This is a genomic window from Paenibacillus sp. y28 (genome assembly GCF_037137075.1).
In the GTDB taxonomy this organism is placed as follows: Bacteria; Bacillota; Bacilli; order Paenibacillales; family NBRC-103111; genus JBBBNV01.
In genome coordinates this window covers 1-15,995 of the sequence record NZ_JBBBNV010000047.1, presented here as the reverse complement: position 1 = coordinate 15,995, position 15,995 = coordinate 1, and the positions used below count along the sequence as shown (strand labels likewise).

Sequence of the window (15,995 nt, the reverse complement as noted above, 5' to 3'; positions counted from 1 at the left end):
TTCGTTCCAAGCAAGATTCGCCCTCTACTGACGCAGATTCATGGGCTTCTTAAGCTTGAGAACTTTTCACTGTCCAGATCAAATCTTAAGCTTTCCAAATCTCTCGTCAAATAAAATCTCCTTGGCATATTCATTCGCTCGAGTTAAAGAAGCATGTGTTCCTGCATCAGTCCACCAACCTTGCAAAAAATCATAGCTTAACCGATTTAATTTCACATAAGCGTTATTTACATCGGTTATCTCCAACTCTCCTCGTACTGATGGTTTTAATGTTTTAATAACCTCAAATACATAGCTATCAAACATATAAATTCCTGTTACTGCATACGAACTTTTAGGATTTGAAGGTTTTTCCTCTATTCCAATAATTTTATTCCCTTGAAGTTCAGGCACTCCGTATCGTTCAGGGTCGTGTACTTCTTTAATTAATAGTTTTGCACCAGATTCTTGTTTCAAATAATTATCAACATAAGGTTTAATATTATCTGAGAATACATTGTCACCCAAAATAACGACCATGCGCTCTCCTGCTGCAAATCCCTCCGCCATTCCTAATGCCTGAGCGATCCCGCCTGCCTCATCTTGAACCTTATAAGTAAAGGTTGCTCCAAATTCTTTACCACTTCCTAAGAGATTAACAACATCCCCCATATGATCTTTTCCTGTGATAATTAAAATGTCATGAATCTCCGCTTCAAGCAGTTTATGAATTCCATGATAAATCATCGGATATTTTCCAACAGGTAATAAATGCTTGTTTGTTACTTTCGTTAAGGGATATAATCTTGTCCCTGTACCCCCCGCTAGAATAATTCCTTTCATTCTACATCCCTCCTGAATTTCCCACTATATGTGACCTTTTAAGAGCAAATATTCTTCTAATGCTTCTTGCCAAAGAGGCATTGGATAAAATTGATTTATCTTCCGATTATCTAATACACTGTATTTTGGCCGTCGTGCTTTTGTTTTATATTCATTAGATAATACAGGAGATAATTCAACATCCATATTTGTTTTCAAAAATATCTCTCTCGCAAAATCATACCAGCTACATTGACCTTCGCCTGAACAATTGTAAATCCCGTATTGATTAACATCCTTTACGATGAAATCACATAAGGCTCGCGCAATATCTAGTGTATGAGTAGGTGACATTATTTGATCACTTACTACCTTCAAGGGCTTTCCTTCTTTAGCCAATTTAATCATAGTTTCGACAAAATTTCCGCCTTTTCCGCTCGCACCTGCTTGTCCAAAAAGTGAGGATACTCTAAAAATAAAATATTTGTCGTGATATGATTGAATAAAATGTTCTCCTGCTAATTTAGAATTTCCATATACACTTAAGGGCTCTTCTCTATCAATCTCAGAATATGGGATATCCTTCTTCCCACTAAATACATAATCCGTGCTAATGTGGAAAAGAACTTTATTATTTTTATTACAATATTTAGCCAATTCTGCTACAGATGCGCTATTAATAGAAAATGCTTTTAAAGGAAAATCCTCGCACTCGTCAGTTTTATGATAGGAGGTACAATTTATAACAACATCAAAATCACCTCTTTTTTCCAAATAAGGTGATACCTGTTCGGGAAATTCCATATCAATATCTGATCTGTAAGCGTTAATTAATTGTACATCTCTAACTTCAGAAAAAATTAAATTTAAATCAGTACCAAGTTGTCCATTTGCACCCAGTAACAAAATTTTCTTCATTTTAAGCCTTCCTTTACAGATCAATAATTCCGTCATACATTTCAATTTTTTTAATAATCCCATGCCATTTAATAAGTTCTTTGTACCAATTCAATGTTATGGACTGCTCCATATTTTCCAATTTTCCGGAAATCAACGCATCATATATTTCTAAAGCCCCGTCTGCAGCTGTCCATTTTGCTTGCCAATTCAAAGTTTGTTCAATTTTGTTAAAGCTAACACGATACGAGCGATGGTCTGGATCGCCATACCATTCAATTTCGACCTTTTTTGGAAGCGCTTTTGCTACTTCATCAGCAAGTGGACCTAATTGATAATTATTAGCTTCAGATCCGATATTGAAAATTTGGCCATTTATCTTTTCTTTTTCCGCTTCTAGCAGCATGCACATTACATCAGTAGTATCCTGTACATGCACAAAAGGTCTCCATTGAGATCCATCTCGCATCAATGGAATTACACCTGTTTTATAAGCTCCTAGCGTCATTCCATTAATAGCCAAATCAAATCTCATTCTTGGCGAGTATCCATAAACCGTTGCTTGCCTCATAACAACGACAGTAAATGAAGAGTCAGCAAGAGGTAATACGCCCAATTCTGCTTTTTCATTTGCTTTTGCATAAGTTGTTAATGGATTAGTCGGAGAATCTTCATTAACAATAATATTATTATCTACAAATCCATAAATACTACAAGAAGATGGGAGAATATATGTCTTAACTCCGTTCTTTTTAGCCAAATATGCCGTATTAACCCGAGAGATTTGATTAATTTGATATGTCGCCTCTTGGAGTAATTCACCACTTGGGTCATTTGAAATTGCTACTAAATCAATAACGGCATCGACATCAGCAAAATATTCATCTTTTATTCTTCTTGTATCATCCTGAATAATTTTCAGATTTTCATGCAACTCTAATTTATCCTGTCCAAAGAAAAATCGGTCCAACGCTTTAACTCGATAACCTTTTCCTAGTAATTTTGGAACCAAAACACTACCAATATAACCGCCTGCACCTGTTACAAGTATTGTTTTCATATTAAATCGCTCCCCAATTTAGTTATAATCGAAATTAATCTCTGCTTGTTTTAAAGTAGGCTGATTTTTGTCTTTATCTGAAAGTATAGGTGTAGAAATTGGCCAGTCTATACCTAATTCAGGATCTTTCCATAGGATACCTCGGTCATGCTCAGGTGAATAATATTCATCAACTTTATACATGATTTGTGTATTCGCTACCAATGTGCATATACCATGTGCGAATCCTTTTGGAACTATAATTTGTCGTTTATTTTCTTCACTCAAGATGACTCCGATCCACTCACCAAAAGTCGGTGAACCCTTTCGAATATCAACAACAACATCATATATTGCACCTGTCAGAGCCCTTACAATTTTGGTTTGAGCTTTGGGGTTCAATTGGTAATGCAAACCACGAATAGTTCCAGCCTGAGCTGATAATGATTGATTATCTTGAATTAGATTGTAATTTAACCCCAATTCAGAAAAAACCTTTTCATTATAACTTTCCATAAAAAAACCACGATGGTCTCCAAATACTTTTGGTTCAAGAATATAGACTCCAGATAACTTTGTCTCAAGCAGTTTCAATGTCGATTCCTCCCTTTTGTAATTTACTAATTTCGTCAACTACATATTTAGAAAATGGTATTGAACAAGTAAAGGCGGGTGAAACAGCATTTAACACATGTAGAGTTTTGGCATCACCCTCTAATACAAAATCTTGAACTAATTCTAGTGTTTCTTTGTTCAACAATTGAGCTCGAATTCCTGGCCTAAGAAACTGACCAAATCCATTCTTATCCACCGAATTAACCATTTTCAAAGATAAACCAATAAAATTAGATTTATTATACTTCTTTATTTCCTCGAAAGCCAAATTTCTAAAATTAAACGAATTTTTCATAAATAATTTTGCTTCATAATAGAGAATTTGCAAAAATTCATTTAATTTAAATCTATTAAGCCCCACATAATTTTCACGCCAAAATGCTGGTATAGCAGTAGGGCCAATTTTAATTGATTTGTCTACCGTCTTGGTAAAATGAACCCCTAAAAAGGGATTTTTCAAATTAGGAACTGGATAGATATTAGTGGATATATCAGTCTTATTTTTATCATATTTCAAGTATATACCTTTGAATGGAATGATAGTGTATTTATGTCCAAATCCATAATCATGTGCAATCTTATCTGCATATAATCCACCCGCATTAATTAAATAGTCATATTTGAATTCCCCATTATTTGTAACAATACAATCCTTCTTTTTTTTCAAATATACTGTATTAAAATAAAACTTAATTCCTGATTCAATGTTGTCCTGTTTTAATGAATGACAAACTTCTACAGGATCAACCGAAGCAGTAGATGGGGAGTATAATGCTTTCCGAAATGTTTTAACATTTGGATCTATTTTCTTCGCCTCTTCTTCATTCATCCATAAAAGTTCAACACCATTTAGTTCTGCTCGTTTCTTCAATTCTTCCAAACCTTTTAATTCTTCTTCATTTGTTGCTATAACAAGCTTTCCACAATTATTTATACGTAATTTCTTTTTTTCACAATATTTCTTCATAGCCAGATTTCCATCTCTTGTGAACTTTGCTTTAAGACTGTCTGCTGTATAGTAGAAGCCTGCATGCAGAACACCACTATTTCTACCACTTGAATGATATGCAACATCCGATTCTTTCTCTAAAATTGCGACACTTTTAGAAGGGTATCTTTTTTTAATCTCGTAAGCAATTGTCAAACCAATAATACCCGCGCCAATAACAATATAATCGTAATATTTCATTTTCATTACCTCTTTAAGCAGATTGATTAGGCCCTTTAAAAGATGAATAAGCTTTGACAGTTGCTCGATTTTGTTTCCATTTTCTAAAGCTATCCTTTATGCTTAATCCCATCTTTTCGATAAAATAATAAGACATTCCAGAAATCACTAAAAGAAGCACGGTGAATATACAAGCAAATTGTAGTGGGGACACATATCTGAATATTTCAATTTTTTTACCAATAGCCAATATTGGATAATGCCATAAATAAACTGAATACGATATTTTCCCTAACCATGACAATATATTTGATTTATTCGAAGAAATATTTATGAGTATTACAAATACTAAAACAGCAATTATTCCAAGATATAAATTCTTTAATGTCAATGAACTAACAGAAATATTACTGAGTAGAACCGAACCAATTATAGTTATCGCGATTAAAAAGAATGAAAGTCCTTTATTTATAGGAATATTAAAATTTAACTTCTTGTTAAATTTCAGGAGTAAAATACCGACACTAAAAAACATTAATTGTCCGGGTAATTGATAAGATAAATATATGATTAAATCCTCATAATTAATATTGAATTCCCCAGCAGGTTTGATTAACCCAACTAAAAAATCTAGTTTCCTATTCTCCAAGAGAAATAGATACAAAATAGACAAAATCAATATAAGGAATATCCTTTTAATGGTATTTAAATAAACAAACAAAATCGGAATCAAAATATACCACAGCAATTCTATCGATAGTGTCCAGTAAGAACCGTTTAGCCCCCAACCATTATCTCTATATACCAGGTAAGCTAAAAATAACATGTGGACAACTATTTGTTTCAGAAAAGCAACCGAGAAAATAAAAGAATAATCAGTAATAATAAATGGTACTATCAAGATGATAACTATTAAGTTAAAATAATAAGCTGGAATAATTCTAAAAAAACGATTAATAAAATATTCTCTTGTACCTCTAAAAAGACCATACTGATGTACATTTTTTTGAAATGAAGCAAAAATCAAATAACCACTAATTAAAAAAAATATTTTAACCCCTAGAAGACCTAAATTGCTCACATACTGAATATTTAAATTCATCAAAACAGAAAAATGATAAATAACAACAAATAAAACTACTATACCTCTTAAATTATCGAATGCGTTGTTTCTTTGTGTTTGCATAACTAGCTCCTACTGAAACTTTATCAGATCTTTGAGATTATTTGCTTTTCGAACAATATCCTGCCTATCTCTCAATAATTTTATAAGCACCGAATAAATTCCAAAACTATTCATTTCATCTACTAGCCATCCACCGTCATAACGCTGCACCCGTTCAGCCGGTGCTCCTATATTAAACGTTATCACTGGATATCCTGAGAACATTGCCTCACTAGTTGTGTATGAATAAGTTTCTGGCCATAACGCCGGAATGATTACAACTGATATTTCAAGTTTTTCTAATATATTTGAAATATTCACATTATCATAGCGTCCGTAAATTTCAAACCTACCATCTTCACTTTTATAAGGATTCTGATTAATATTTGTTACACCAATAACCTTCAAATTAATTGGGAGATCCCTCCTTTCTATCATATCCTTTAATTCGTAGATAATATGTGATCCCTTGCTCTCGCCAATTGCACCAATAAATGCAACATTTAAATTAATCGAATCAGCAAATGTATGTTTAAATGTATTTTTTACAGGTGTTACAATTTCATGTTCAATAACTTGAATGTCTAGGTTAGGATAATATTTTTGCACGATTTCTTTTGTACTTAAACTTGGAGCAATGATATGACTAGCTTTACCCAAAAATTCATAAAAGCTCTCTCTCCATTTTTGAATATCAATATCTTTGGCTCTCATATTAATCCATGGTTCGGTTACTAAATTATTTTGAATACACTTTTGACATATCGAAATATCAGTTACTCCATGGCAATATATTTCTTTATCATTTATTAAATTGTAGCTTGGGCAAACCGCAAAGTAATCGTGAACGAAATAAGTATACTTAAGTCCAGAATTTTGAATGAATTGCATTAAAAAATTCGGAAAAGTAACCAATTGATTAATATATATAACATCTATATTAAACATGGATAAAATTCCTTTAAAACTTTCTTGGGTTAACATTGATTTATTAAAACGATACTTGAAACCTTGAGTATAATCTTCTATCTGAATTTCATCGGAAAACAAATGGAAAGTATAGTTTCTTTTTTGATCTTTGTTCTTTTCAATCAGTTTTTCTTCATAAAGCTGCGTTCCTCCACCTAAAGTATGATTAATGTAAAGAACGCCTTCCTTACCACTTTTCGAAGAAAACACAATACTTGTTAATAGCTGCCGAACTTGCTTAATTGGATCTTCTCCAATAAAGCGATGAACCCATGGCACATAGTCGGGATATCGCTCTTCTACTTTTCGTAAATTTTCTGCAATTCGATCCTCTCTAGCTTTATCTTTGTGCTGCCTAAAACTGACTCCATGTTTATGATAAACAAATAAGTTTTGGACTAAAACATTTTGATACCCTGCATGATATGCTCTCATACACCAATCATTTTCTTCACCATAACCTTTTCCAAAGGCTTCATCGTCAAATGCCCCAACTTTGTTTAGTACATGCCGATTTATTGCCATACAAAAGCCTACTCCCGAGGGCAATTGAATGGTTTCACTTGAACCGTATATTCTAAACATTGAATCCACTTGTTCTACGGTTAGATGATTCGGTAAATCGTTATCTTCACAAAAACGTGGGAAAGAGCATGTTGTTGCACTATTGGAAAACGGTGTAACTGAAGCTATACGTTCATCAGTTAGTATAGGTTGCATTAATCTACTAATCCAACCAGGTGGAACTTCTGTATCTGTATTAAGTAATACTACATGGTTTTGAGACAAAGACATTCCTTTGTTGACATTTTTTACAAATCCTAAATTACTTTCGTTATTAATTACAAACAAATTTTTCATATAATTGGGTTTTTCTTTCCGTGCATATTCTTCTAATAACTCGGATATTCGTTGATCAGGGCTACAATCATTTATTAAATAAAGATTGTAGTTCATATCAGAATTTTCGTATACAGTCTCGAGACACTTTTTTGTGTAATCATATGCATCATATATAGGAACTATTACATCAACAGTAATATCATGGCTCAAGTCAAAGATTTTAGAATTTTCATTTTGCAAAACTTTTTCAATATAGTTGTTTGAGGATTGGATTACATGAATGTTAACTTCGTTTTGTTTTAAAAATAGTTCTATTCTTGCAATAATAGAGGAGATATTTCCCTTTTTCAAATAATATAACCCTTTTTTTATATTACTTTTCGTAAAAATTCGTCCAAGTGCACCCCTATTAACAACAATATTATATCCAAGTTTAAATAAAGTCCGTCTTTTGGAATGTTCAGGTAAGATGTTATCTCTTAAGCGATAATATTTTTTTAGAAACTTATAACCTTGTGAATCCTTAATAAGTTGAATCTGACTTTCGAGAAATTTTATTTCATCATTTAAATTATTAATAACATTATCTCTGTGTTCAATATCACCTGCTGCTCTTTTAATTTCTTGTTGTTTTATGATGATATTTTCTTTTAATTTTTCGGACTGCTCTTCAAAAAAAAGAAGGTGCTCTTTAGAATTTTCGATAATAAGATCTTTCTCTCCTATTGTTTTTATTAGCTCGAAATTATAATCGGATGTCATTGATAATTGATTTTCTAATTCAACTAGTTTTTGATTTAAATCTTCAAAACTTTGCATATAATCACAAATTTTGTTTGAAAGAACTTGATATTCGTTTTCTAAACTTACATTTTTATTTACTAAAACAGAAACTTCCGTTTCCAATTGATTGATTTGATGATTATTTTCTACTATTTCATTTGCTTTATGATTGTTTTCATTAGTAAGATAATTGATTGAATTGCTCAGTATACTCATTTGTTCATCATATTTTTCAAATTTATCTTTAATGTCAAACCACTTTTGAGAAACGCAGGATATAGTATCGGCTATCTCTTCTGCAATAGGAATTACTTTCATAATAATTTTGAAAGTGAGTTCTGGATAACTTTCTAAGTTAGGATTTCCTTTAAATAATAACTGAGGATCTTTTGTTTTAGATATAATTGTATAATCTTCAAAATCCATTACTCTGCTTACATTTTCAAGTTCAACTAAACCCTCGAAATCATTTGCATTATTACATGAATCTACTAAGAATATATTATTTATCTTATTTCTACTATATATATCTATACTTTTAATATAAATAATTGAAGGAATATTAGTTAAATCTAATCTAATAGGAAATAAATTTGGTAAATTCAATTTATATTCGTGGTATAAGCCATCTGCATAGCCAATTTTTATAATTGATTTATTTTCTTGAAAAGAATTCTCCTCATTCCAAAAACATTGCAAATCAAATCTAACTGGAGGGGTAATTCTAAAAACATTAGAAAATTGATTATAATATGTTAAAATGGTTCTAATTCTTTCTTCATCTTGATTTGCTTGAAAAAATTCTTCATCTTTCAAACATTTCAAGCAATACTCATAGATTTCATTTATAAATTCGGGTGCTTGGTTTTTATTTAAAGAGATATTATTTATTTTATTATGTCGCAATTCTGGGCGAATGAAATCGTTCATTGTTTTTATTATGAATTTCTCATCCTCAGGCCAAGGCAAATCAATCATTTTTGAGATATGTCGAAGGTTTGTATACCAGTCTTCAACATATTCATCATAATGCACAATAGTTCTGCGATAATCCTTTGTAAAAATTAACGAATTAAGAGTATGCAGCGCCCAATTTGCAAGACCTTCCTCTAAAATCATACCATTTCTCTTTTCCAGAGATTTAGCAACATTTAATGGATTCCTTATAACTAATACGAAGCTAGGCTCTATATTTAACTCTTCAAGAATATCAATCCAAATCGGCAATAATAAACATGTACGAGGATCTTTCCAAACCCATAAATCATGTTTGTAAAAGTCTTGCTTAACAATATTAATTAATGCCCTTTTTAAAGGTTGGATTTTTTCATCCTTTTGCCAGCCATCTGGTAAAGATAATCTAGTATTCCAGCTACTCGACAAAACCTGAAGAATTTCATCGTGTACTTTAACAATTTCTGAGTGTTCCCAAAATCCTTCCATATTTTCATCATTTGGAGGAAGAAGTTGATAATCTTCTCCAATATAAGCTCCTAGCAAATTAATACCACGGGTTATTGCAGATGTTCCACTTCGATGCATACCGAGCACACAAACAACTCGTTTCATTTAATTAAACCTCCGTCCCTTCAATACGAACTACCTCTGGTACTATTTCGAAATCAACGACTGCTGTCATTGTACTTTTCGTATCATGCATGATTTTGAAAGCGGCTAAATCTATTTTACGGGCAATATATGTTTCTTCATTATTATTGTTTTTTCCAATTACACCTGCATTCAAAAAATAAGTCCCTGGCCCTAGTCTGGGTCTAAATATAAATTCTACTTTCACAATTTCACCGTTATCTATTTCGGCTATATCATCAAGGTTGGAAGAAACCGCTCCACCTAAATCAAAACCACTTGCTGTTTTAATCAGCATCCCAAATTTAACATTTTTACAAGCTTCTTTGAACGTTACATCATAACACCAACGATATTTTTTCCCAGATATTAAATGATTAACTAGTTTTCCGTCCATTGTTAAAATCCTAGGATTACTTATCTCAACTCCCTCTGTCTCATACTCGATAGTTTCTTTAGGTATAAGATAGGGATCATACATTTCCTCTAACTTCAAATCTTTTTTAGGTTCATTAGAAAGTATTGTTCCTGGACTACTATCTTTAAGGATTTGATTTGCATTAGTTTTTTTAGATAATCTTATCTCATTTTTTATTGCAGCTTTCTTTTCATTAGGAGCATATAGCAGTTTTTGGTATAAATTAACCACTTTCTTACTGGAATCCGTTATTATTTCTTCTCCTGTATCCAACAGCATTGCTCGATCACATAATTCAATTACAGTGCCACCAGAATGTGAAACAAACAAAATTGTGCCACCGTTTTTTTTAAATTCGTCTATTTTAGCAAAACATTTTCTCTGAAATAATTCATCTCCAACAGCGAGCGCCTCATCAACAATAAGAATTTCTTTAGGGACAACTGCTTGCACAGCAAAAGCTAAACGAACTTCCATACCAGAGGAATATGTTTTAACGGGCTGATTTATAAAATCACCAATATCAGCAAAATCCGCAATTTCGTCATAAAGATTATCAATTTCTTTTTTCGATAATCCTAGAATTGCTCCATTCAAATAAACATTTTCTTTTCCTGTAAATTCCGGATTAAATCCACTTCCTAATTCTAAAAGTGCTGCAATCCTTCCATTAACAGTTACAGTTCCCGAAGTTGAGTTTAAGGTGCCTGCTATAATTTGCAATAAGGTACTTTTCCCGGAACCATTTCTTCCAACTATCCCAACAGATTCTCCTTTTTTAACCTCCAAAAAAACGTTGCGAAGCGCCCAGTATTCGTGATAAAACTGTTTATATCCTCTGAAAATAGTTTGTTTCAATCTATCTTGGGGATTTTTGTAAATGTGGAAACATTTACTGACATCATCCACTTTTATAACTACATCTTCAAACATTTCAGTGCACTCCTTTGAGAGTTGAAATACTACACGATTCTATGGTTTGATTTATTACAAAACATCAGAAAAACCTTTTTTGGTTTTCATAAACCAATAGTACCCAATAAACATTATAATGAAACCCATAATTGTACCAGATAATAACCATGTCCAATTGGGATAAGCTCCGTATACAAAAATACCTCTGAGATCCTCGACAACATAACTTATCGGATTAAAATAAAAAAATTGTCTAAAATCCTCGGGCACCGAATTTAAAGAATAAAAAATAGGACTTAGAAACATAAGGGCAGACACAAGAATGCCAATTAAATAATTAATATCCCTCAAATATACCCCAAGAGAAGAAAAAATCCATGATAATCCTATCGTCAATAAAACCAACGGAAGTAATACTAATGGCAAAAAGATTATTGTCCAATGGAAAACATCCATGAAAATAATAAGCCCAAGAACAAGAATAATGAAACTTATTAATGCATTAAATACTGCAGAAATTACAACATAAATTGGCATTATTTCAAGAGGAAAGATAACCTTCTTGACATAATTTGCATTATCTTTTATTAAATTAGGCGATCTCGAAATAACTTCTGCAAAGATATTGTACGCAGCCATTCCACAAAACAAAATTAATGCGAATTCAGTCTTGGAGGTCCCTGTCTCTCCCCATTTAGATTTAAATACCACACTGAAAACAAAAGTATAAACAACCAACATAAGTAGTGGCTGTAGAAAACTCCAAATCATCCCCAAGTTCGAGCCCTTGTATCTAGTTAAAATATCTCTTTTAGCAAATTGAATTATCAAGTCTCTGTTTTTCCAAATACTAGAGAATGGATTATTTATAAGTTGTCTTGATGTATTCACCTTCAATCTCTCCTTAAAACTAAGCTTCATTTTTCAAGATTATATTTCTCATATACTCAAATAATTCTTCTTTTAAATCTTTTCTTTGCAGTGCAAATTCTATGGTAGTTTTAATGAAACCCAATTTTTCTCCCACATCATACCTAGTTCCATCAAATTCATAAGCAAAAACTTGTTCGGTACGATTAAGTGTATTTATAGCATCTGTTAACTGTATTTCTCCTCCACGCCCCACGTCTTGCTTCTGCAAAATATCAAAAATTTTAGGAGTTAAAATGTATCTGCCCATTATAGCCAAATCAGAAGTAGTTTCACCAATGTTAGGTTTCTCGATTAAGTTACTAACTTTAAACAATGTATTAAGATGCTCCTTAAATTCTACAATACCATATCTTGTTATTTCTTCTTTAGATACTCTTTTCACCCCAATTACTGATGAACGAGCTTTATCAAAAACTTCTATCATTTGTCTCAAGCACGGTTTACTGGATTGGACAATATCATCACCCAACAGAACAGCAAATGGCTCATTTCCTATAAATTTCCTAGCACACCAAATAGCGTGCCCGAGCCCTTTAGGCTCTTTTTGTCTTATATAATGTATATCAACTAATTTAGATGATTTTTGGACTTCGTTTAAAAGATCAAATTTCCTTTTTTCAAATAAGTTTTTTTCTAATTCAAAAGAGTTATCAAAATGATCCTCAATAGAACGTTTCCCTTTGCCCGTTACTATAATAATATCTTCTATTCCTGACTCTACAGCCTCCTCAACAATATATTGAATAGTAGGCTTATCTACTATAGGGAGCATTTCTTTGGGCATAGCTTTTGTTGCAGGAAGAAATCGAGTACCTAGACCAGCAGCTGGAATAATTGCTTTACGTAGTTTCACTTTAAAAACCTCCAAAAAAAAGCACTATTTTTATAAATATTCACATTTTAACTTATAATGTATATGAATGTATTACTTACGTTTGAAAGTATACCCTAATATATTATATTGAAAAAAATAATTAAACAATTAATTATTAATCCCATCACTTCTTAATATAACTCTACAATTGGCCTTCCCTCCTCATCTATGATAAACTATTGTCGTAATTTGCTGTCAAAAGGAGCCAATACTGTGAGTATACACAAAAAACCAGTTTACGGAAACCGTAAGACAATGGAAGCTCGAAATGTGTCGGAAAAACACGCAATGACGTTCTGGATTTCGCTTGCAATCATGCTGCTGTTTCTATTCATCAGTCCCTATCAACGCGGACTATTTAACGGTCTCGGAATGACGTTCGAGAAGCCGATTTTAACCTGGCTTGTGTTCGGTTCGGTGCTTCTGCTGGTGCTGGCTATCAATCTATTTTACCAGTGGAAGCTTGAAAGTAAAAATTCGTTCCTGAGTTTGTTTATTTGGCTGATGCCGCTGACGTTTATTATTTCCACTTTTGGGGCGGCTTCGTCGCATATGGCTTGGCTGATGGTCGTTATTAATGTGCTGTACGCGACCATGTTTGCCTGTGCAGCTCAATTCGGCAAAAGTATCCTGGGTGTGAAGCTGATAGAAATCGGCGTTGTCGCTTCAGGATATGTCATTGTCATCTTTGGCTTCCTGAACTGGTTCGGAGATGCTTCCTTATTCGGGATCATGAACTGGTCCGAGGTTCCCGGCCAAGTAAGCAAGGTGTATAGCAATGCGGTGTGGGTTGATTCCAATGGCCCGCGTCTCACCTCGGTCTTTCAGTATCCTAACACATATGCCGGGTATTTGATTGCGCTACTCATCAGCGGAGCGTTCCTGATTACCCGGACACGCCGTTTGAGTATAGTCGCAGTGAATGCATTACTGCTTGTGCCGATTTTGCTGTCATTTATGCTCACGCTTTCCCGCGGCGCTTATGTCATCATACCTGTTGTACTGCTGCTTGTACTCCCGTTCCTGGGCCTGTTCCGCCAGCTACTGATGATGATTTACTTGGCGGTTACCGGAATTACCATGCTGATTGTTCTTAACAAAGTATCTGAACCGGGAATCACTATCGCTCAAAGCGGCTATAACGCCGAGCTGGCCAGCAGCGGGTGGTTGACACTTCTTGCAGCAGCGCTGCTGTCGGCGGCACTCATTACGGTAATCCATTATTTTGCAGGAATCAAGCTTGAAGAAGCCGTGAGCCGCAAGCTCCGTTTCAAATTCGCTCAGCTCGTTCTGCCTGCCGCTCTAGTTGTTTTTGGTGCCATCGGCGCATACCTTGTGCTAACAAATTCACCGGTGCTGAAGGTTCTACCGGAAAATATTCATACCCGGATTGCCAATATTAACTTTGAACAGCACAGTGTATTGGAACGGGGCACCTTCTATGTAGATGCCTTGAAGGCCTTTAAGGATTATCCGGTGTTTGGCGCCGGCGGCGGCGCCTGGGGCGCTGTCTATGAGAAATACCAGAATAACCCGTATTTAAGCCGCCAGGCGCACAGCTTCTTTATACAGCATCTGCTCGATGTCGGCCTGGTCGGAATATTGGTCCTGCTCGTACTGCTGATTGCTGTTTATTATCGTTATATCCGGTCTTATGTTGCCCAATCCGCGAAGGATCGCGAAACGCATTTTGTTTTCTACATTGTATCCGTCGCCCTGCTGCTGCACAGCGCCATTGACTTTGATTTAAGCTTTGTTTATATTGGCGCCGTATTGTTCCTGTGTCTGGGCGCGCTCGTTGCAGGAACGACCGCCAAGCCGCTCACAGTTCAAACGAAGACACAGGATCAAATCATGCGTTTCGAAAAAATTTATCCTGCCGTTCTCGTTATCGTCAGCTTGATTTGTATCTTCGCTTCCCTGCGGCAAATAAACGGAACAAGCCAGTTCCAGCAGGCCCAAGCCGGGCTACAGCAGCAAAAGCCTTTTAACGAGATTATGGCTTCGCTGGACAAAGCCCTCTCGGCTTCTCCCGGCAATCCGACCTACTTGCTGCAAAAGGGTGCGCTACTGCTGCAGGCATACGAACAGACAAAAAGTGAAAGCTACTATACACAAGCGCAAGAGGTTGTGGCTTTAGCCAAGAAATATGAGCCATTTAATCGAAATGTATTTGAGCAAGAATACAGCCTGGCCCTGAAAAAGAATGATTTGATCAAAGCCGAGCAGATTGCAGAAGAGGGACTGAAGCTTATTCCATGGGAAATCAATCTTTACGACCGGCTAATCGCTTTGAATTATCAGCTTGGAGAACAAGCACGGGCTGCCGGTAATTCCGAAGCAAATAAGAGATACTGGGACAAAGCCGAGGATATTTACGCACAGGTGCTTGATCGCCAGTCTCAACTGGAGAAGCTGCCGACCGGGCAAGCCCAGGGCCGTGCATTTAATGTATCCGCCAATATGGCATCGGCTTTAGGCCAAATGAGATTTATTCGTGGCGATTACGCCAATGCGGAAGAAGTGCTTGCTGTCGGGGTACGTGACACAAGCGACGAGAATTTAAATCGCACCGCAACCCGCTGGCTGCTGGCCGCTCAGCAGAAGCAGAATAAACTGGATCAAGCTTTATTTGACCAGCTCATTGCCAAAGACCCTGCTGAAAAACAAAATGTCGAGGCTATTGTAAGTGGTAATTTTTAGATTAAAATAAAACATTTATGTTATTCTTGACGTCTATTCCAATATCGGAATAGGCGTTTTTTTATTTTTTTCAACATATGCGGACAGAAAAACTGGCTAATCTTCGAACATTATACCAAGGAAGGGATTATTTCATCTCTTTTTTCAATTTCATGCAATTTTATTTATTTTTCATCTTTTTTCACTAGCGTTGCATTAATTTTCCCTGAATCTTCATAATTTTCTGTATTTATCTCATTCAGACGCAAAAAAATCCTTTACAATGGATTGGCAGGTAGTTCCTGT

The 15,995-nt window shown here is 34.5% G+C and carries 11 protein-coding genes; 1 reads left to right on the top strand and 10 read right to left on the bottom strand.

Features of this window, described 5'->3' with window-relative positions; genetic code table 11:
* Positions 1 to 78: 78 nt before the first annotated feature.
* The 10 genes from WBG83_RS21410 to galU are packed head-to-tail and all read right to left on the bottom strand — an operon-like array spanning position 79 to position 12,986.
* Positions 79 to 822, bottom strand: a complete 744-nt coding sequence (locus tag WBG83_RS21410) for a sugar phosphate nucleotidyltransferase (RefSeq protein WP_336747414.1) — start codon at positions 820 to 822, stop codon at positions 79 to 81.
* Between the two features lie 24 nt (positions 823 to 846).
* Positions 847 to 1,719, bottom strand: coding sequence for a dTDP-4-dehydrorhamnose reductase (gene rfbD, locus WBG83_RS21405; protein ID WP_336747412.1), 873 nt, complete (start codon positions 1,717 to 1,719; stop codon positions 847 to 849).
* Positions 1,720 to 1,732: 13 nt separating this feature from the next.
* Positions 1,733 to 2,758: an NAD-dependent epimerase/dehydratase family protein gene (locus WBG83_RS21400; RefSeq protein ID WP_336747410.1), complete on the bottom strand. Its 1,026-nt coding sequence runs from the start codon at positions 2,756 to 2,758 to the stop codon at positions 1,733 to 1,735.
* A gap of 18 nt (positions 2,759 to 2,776) precedes the next feature.
* On the bottom strand, positions 2,777 to 3,331 hold the full coding sequence (gene rfbC / locus WBG83_RS21395) for a dTDP-4-dehydrorhamnose 3,5-epimerase (protein WP_336747409.1): 555 nt from the start codon (positions 3,329 to 3,331) through the stop codon (positions 2,777 to 2,779).
* Positions 3,318 to 4,541: an L-2-hydroxyglutarate oxidase gene (gene lhgO, locus WBG83_RS21390; protein ID WP_336747408.1), complete on the bottom strand. Its 1,224-nt coding sequence runs from the start codon at positions 4,539 to 4,541 to the stop codon at positions 3,318 to 3,320. Before lhgO ends, rfbC begins: the two co-directional genes overlap by 14 nt.
* 13 nt (positions 4,542 to 4,554) lie before the next feature.
* Entirely contained in the window at positions 4,555 to 5,706 is a 1,152-nt protein-coding gene (locus tag WBG83_RS21385; protein ID WP_336747406.1) for an acyltransferase family protein, read from the bottom strand.
* 9 nt (positions 5,707 to 5,715) lie between these two features.
* Positions 5,716 to 9,849, bottom strand: coding sequence for a glycosyltransferase (locus WBG83_RS21380; RefSeq protein WP_336747405.1), 4,134 nt, complete (start codon positions 9,847 to 9,849; stop codon positions 5,716 to 5,718).
* A 4-nt stretch (positions 9,850 to 9,853) separates the two neighbouring features.
* Positions 9,854 to 11,218, bottom strand: coding sequence for an ABC transporter ATP-binding protein (locus tag WBG83_RS21375; protein ID WP_336747404.1), 1,365 nt, complete (start codon positions 11,216 to 11,218; stop codon positions 9,854 to 9,856).
* Positions 11,219 to 11,272: 54 nt separating this feature from the next.
* Positions 11,273 to 12,091 (bottom strand): ABC transporter permease, encoded by an 819-nt coding sequence (locus WBG83_RS21370; RefSeq protein WP_336747403.1) that lies wholly within the window; start codon positions 12,089 to 12,091, stop codon positions 11,273 to 11,275.
* A 19-nt stretch (positions 12,092 to 12,110) separates the two neighbouring features.
* Positions 12,111 to 12,986, bottom strand: coding sequence for a UTP--glucose-1-phosphate uridylyltransferase GalU (galU, locus tag WBG83_RS21365; protein ID WP_336747402.1), 876 nt, complete (start codon positions 12,984 to 12,986; stop codon positions 12,111 to 12,113).
* 291 nt (positions 12,987 to 13,277) lie between these two features.
* Between galU and WBG83_RS21360 the strand changes: the two genes are divergently transcribed.
* Positions 13,278 to 15,710 carry an O-antigen ligase family protein gene (locus WBG83_RS21360; protein ID WP_336747401.1) on the top strand — a complete coding sequence of 811 codons (2,433 nt, stop codon included), beginning with the start codon at positions 13,278 to 13,280 and terminating at the stop codon, positions 15,708 to 15,710.
* Positions 15,711 to 15,995: the final 285 nt, after the last annotated feature.

Coding starts and splice junctions, on each gene's coding strand:
- WBG83_RS21410 (WP_336747414.1), bottom strand. CDS start 822: ATGAAAGGAATTATTCTAGCGGGGGGTACAGGGACAAGATTATATCCC.
- rfbD (WP_336747412.1), bottom strand. CDS start 1,719: ATGAAGAAAATTTTGTTACTGGGTGCAAATGGACAACTTGGTACTGAT.
- WBG83_RS21400 (WP_336747410.1), bottom strand. CDS start 2,758: ATGAAAACAATACTTGTAACAGGTGCAGGCGGTTATATTGGTAGTGTT.
- lhgO (WP_336747408.1), bottom strand. CDS start 4,541: ATGAAATATTACGATTATATTGTTATTGGCGCGGGTATTATTGGTTTG.
- WBG83_RS21385 (WP_336747406.1), bottom strand. CDS start 5,706: ATGCAAACACAAAGAAACAACGCATTCGATAATTTAAGAGGTATAGTA.
- WBG83_RS21380 (WP_336747405.1), bottom strand. CDS start 9,849: ATGAAACGAGTTGTTTGTGTGCTCGGTATGCATCGAAGTGGAACATCT.
- WBG83_RS21375 (WP_336747404.1), bottom strand. CDS start 11,218: ATGTTTGAAGATGTAGTTATAAAAGTGGATGATGTCAGTAAATGTTTC.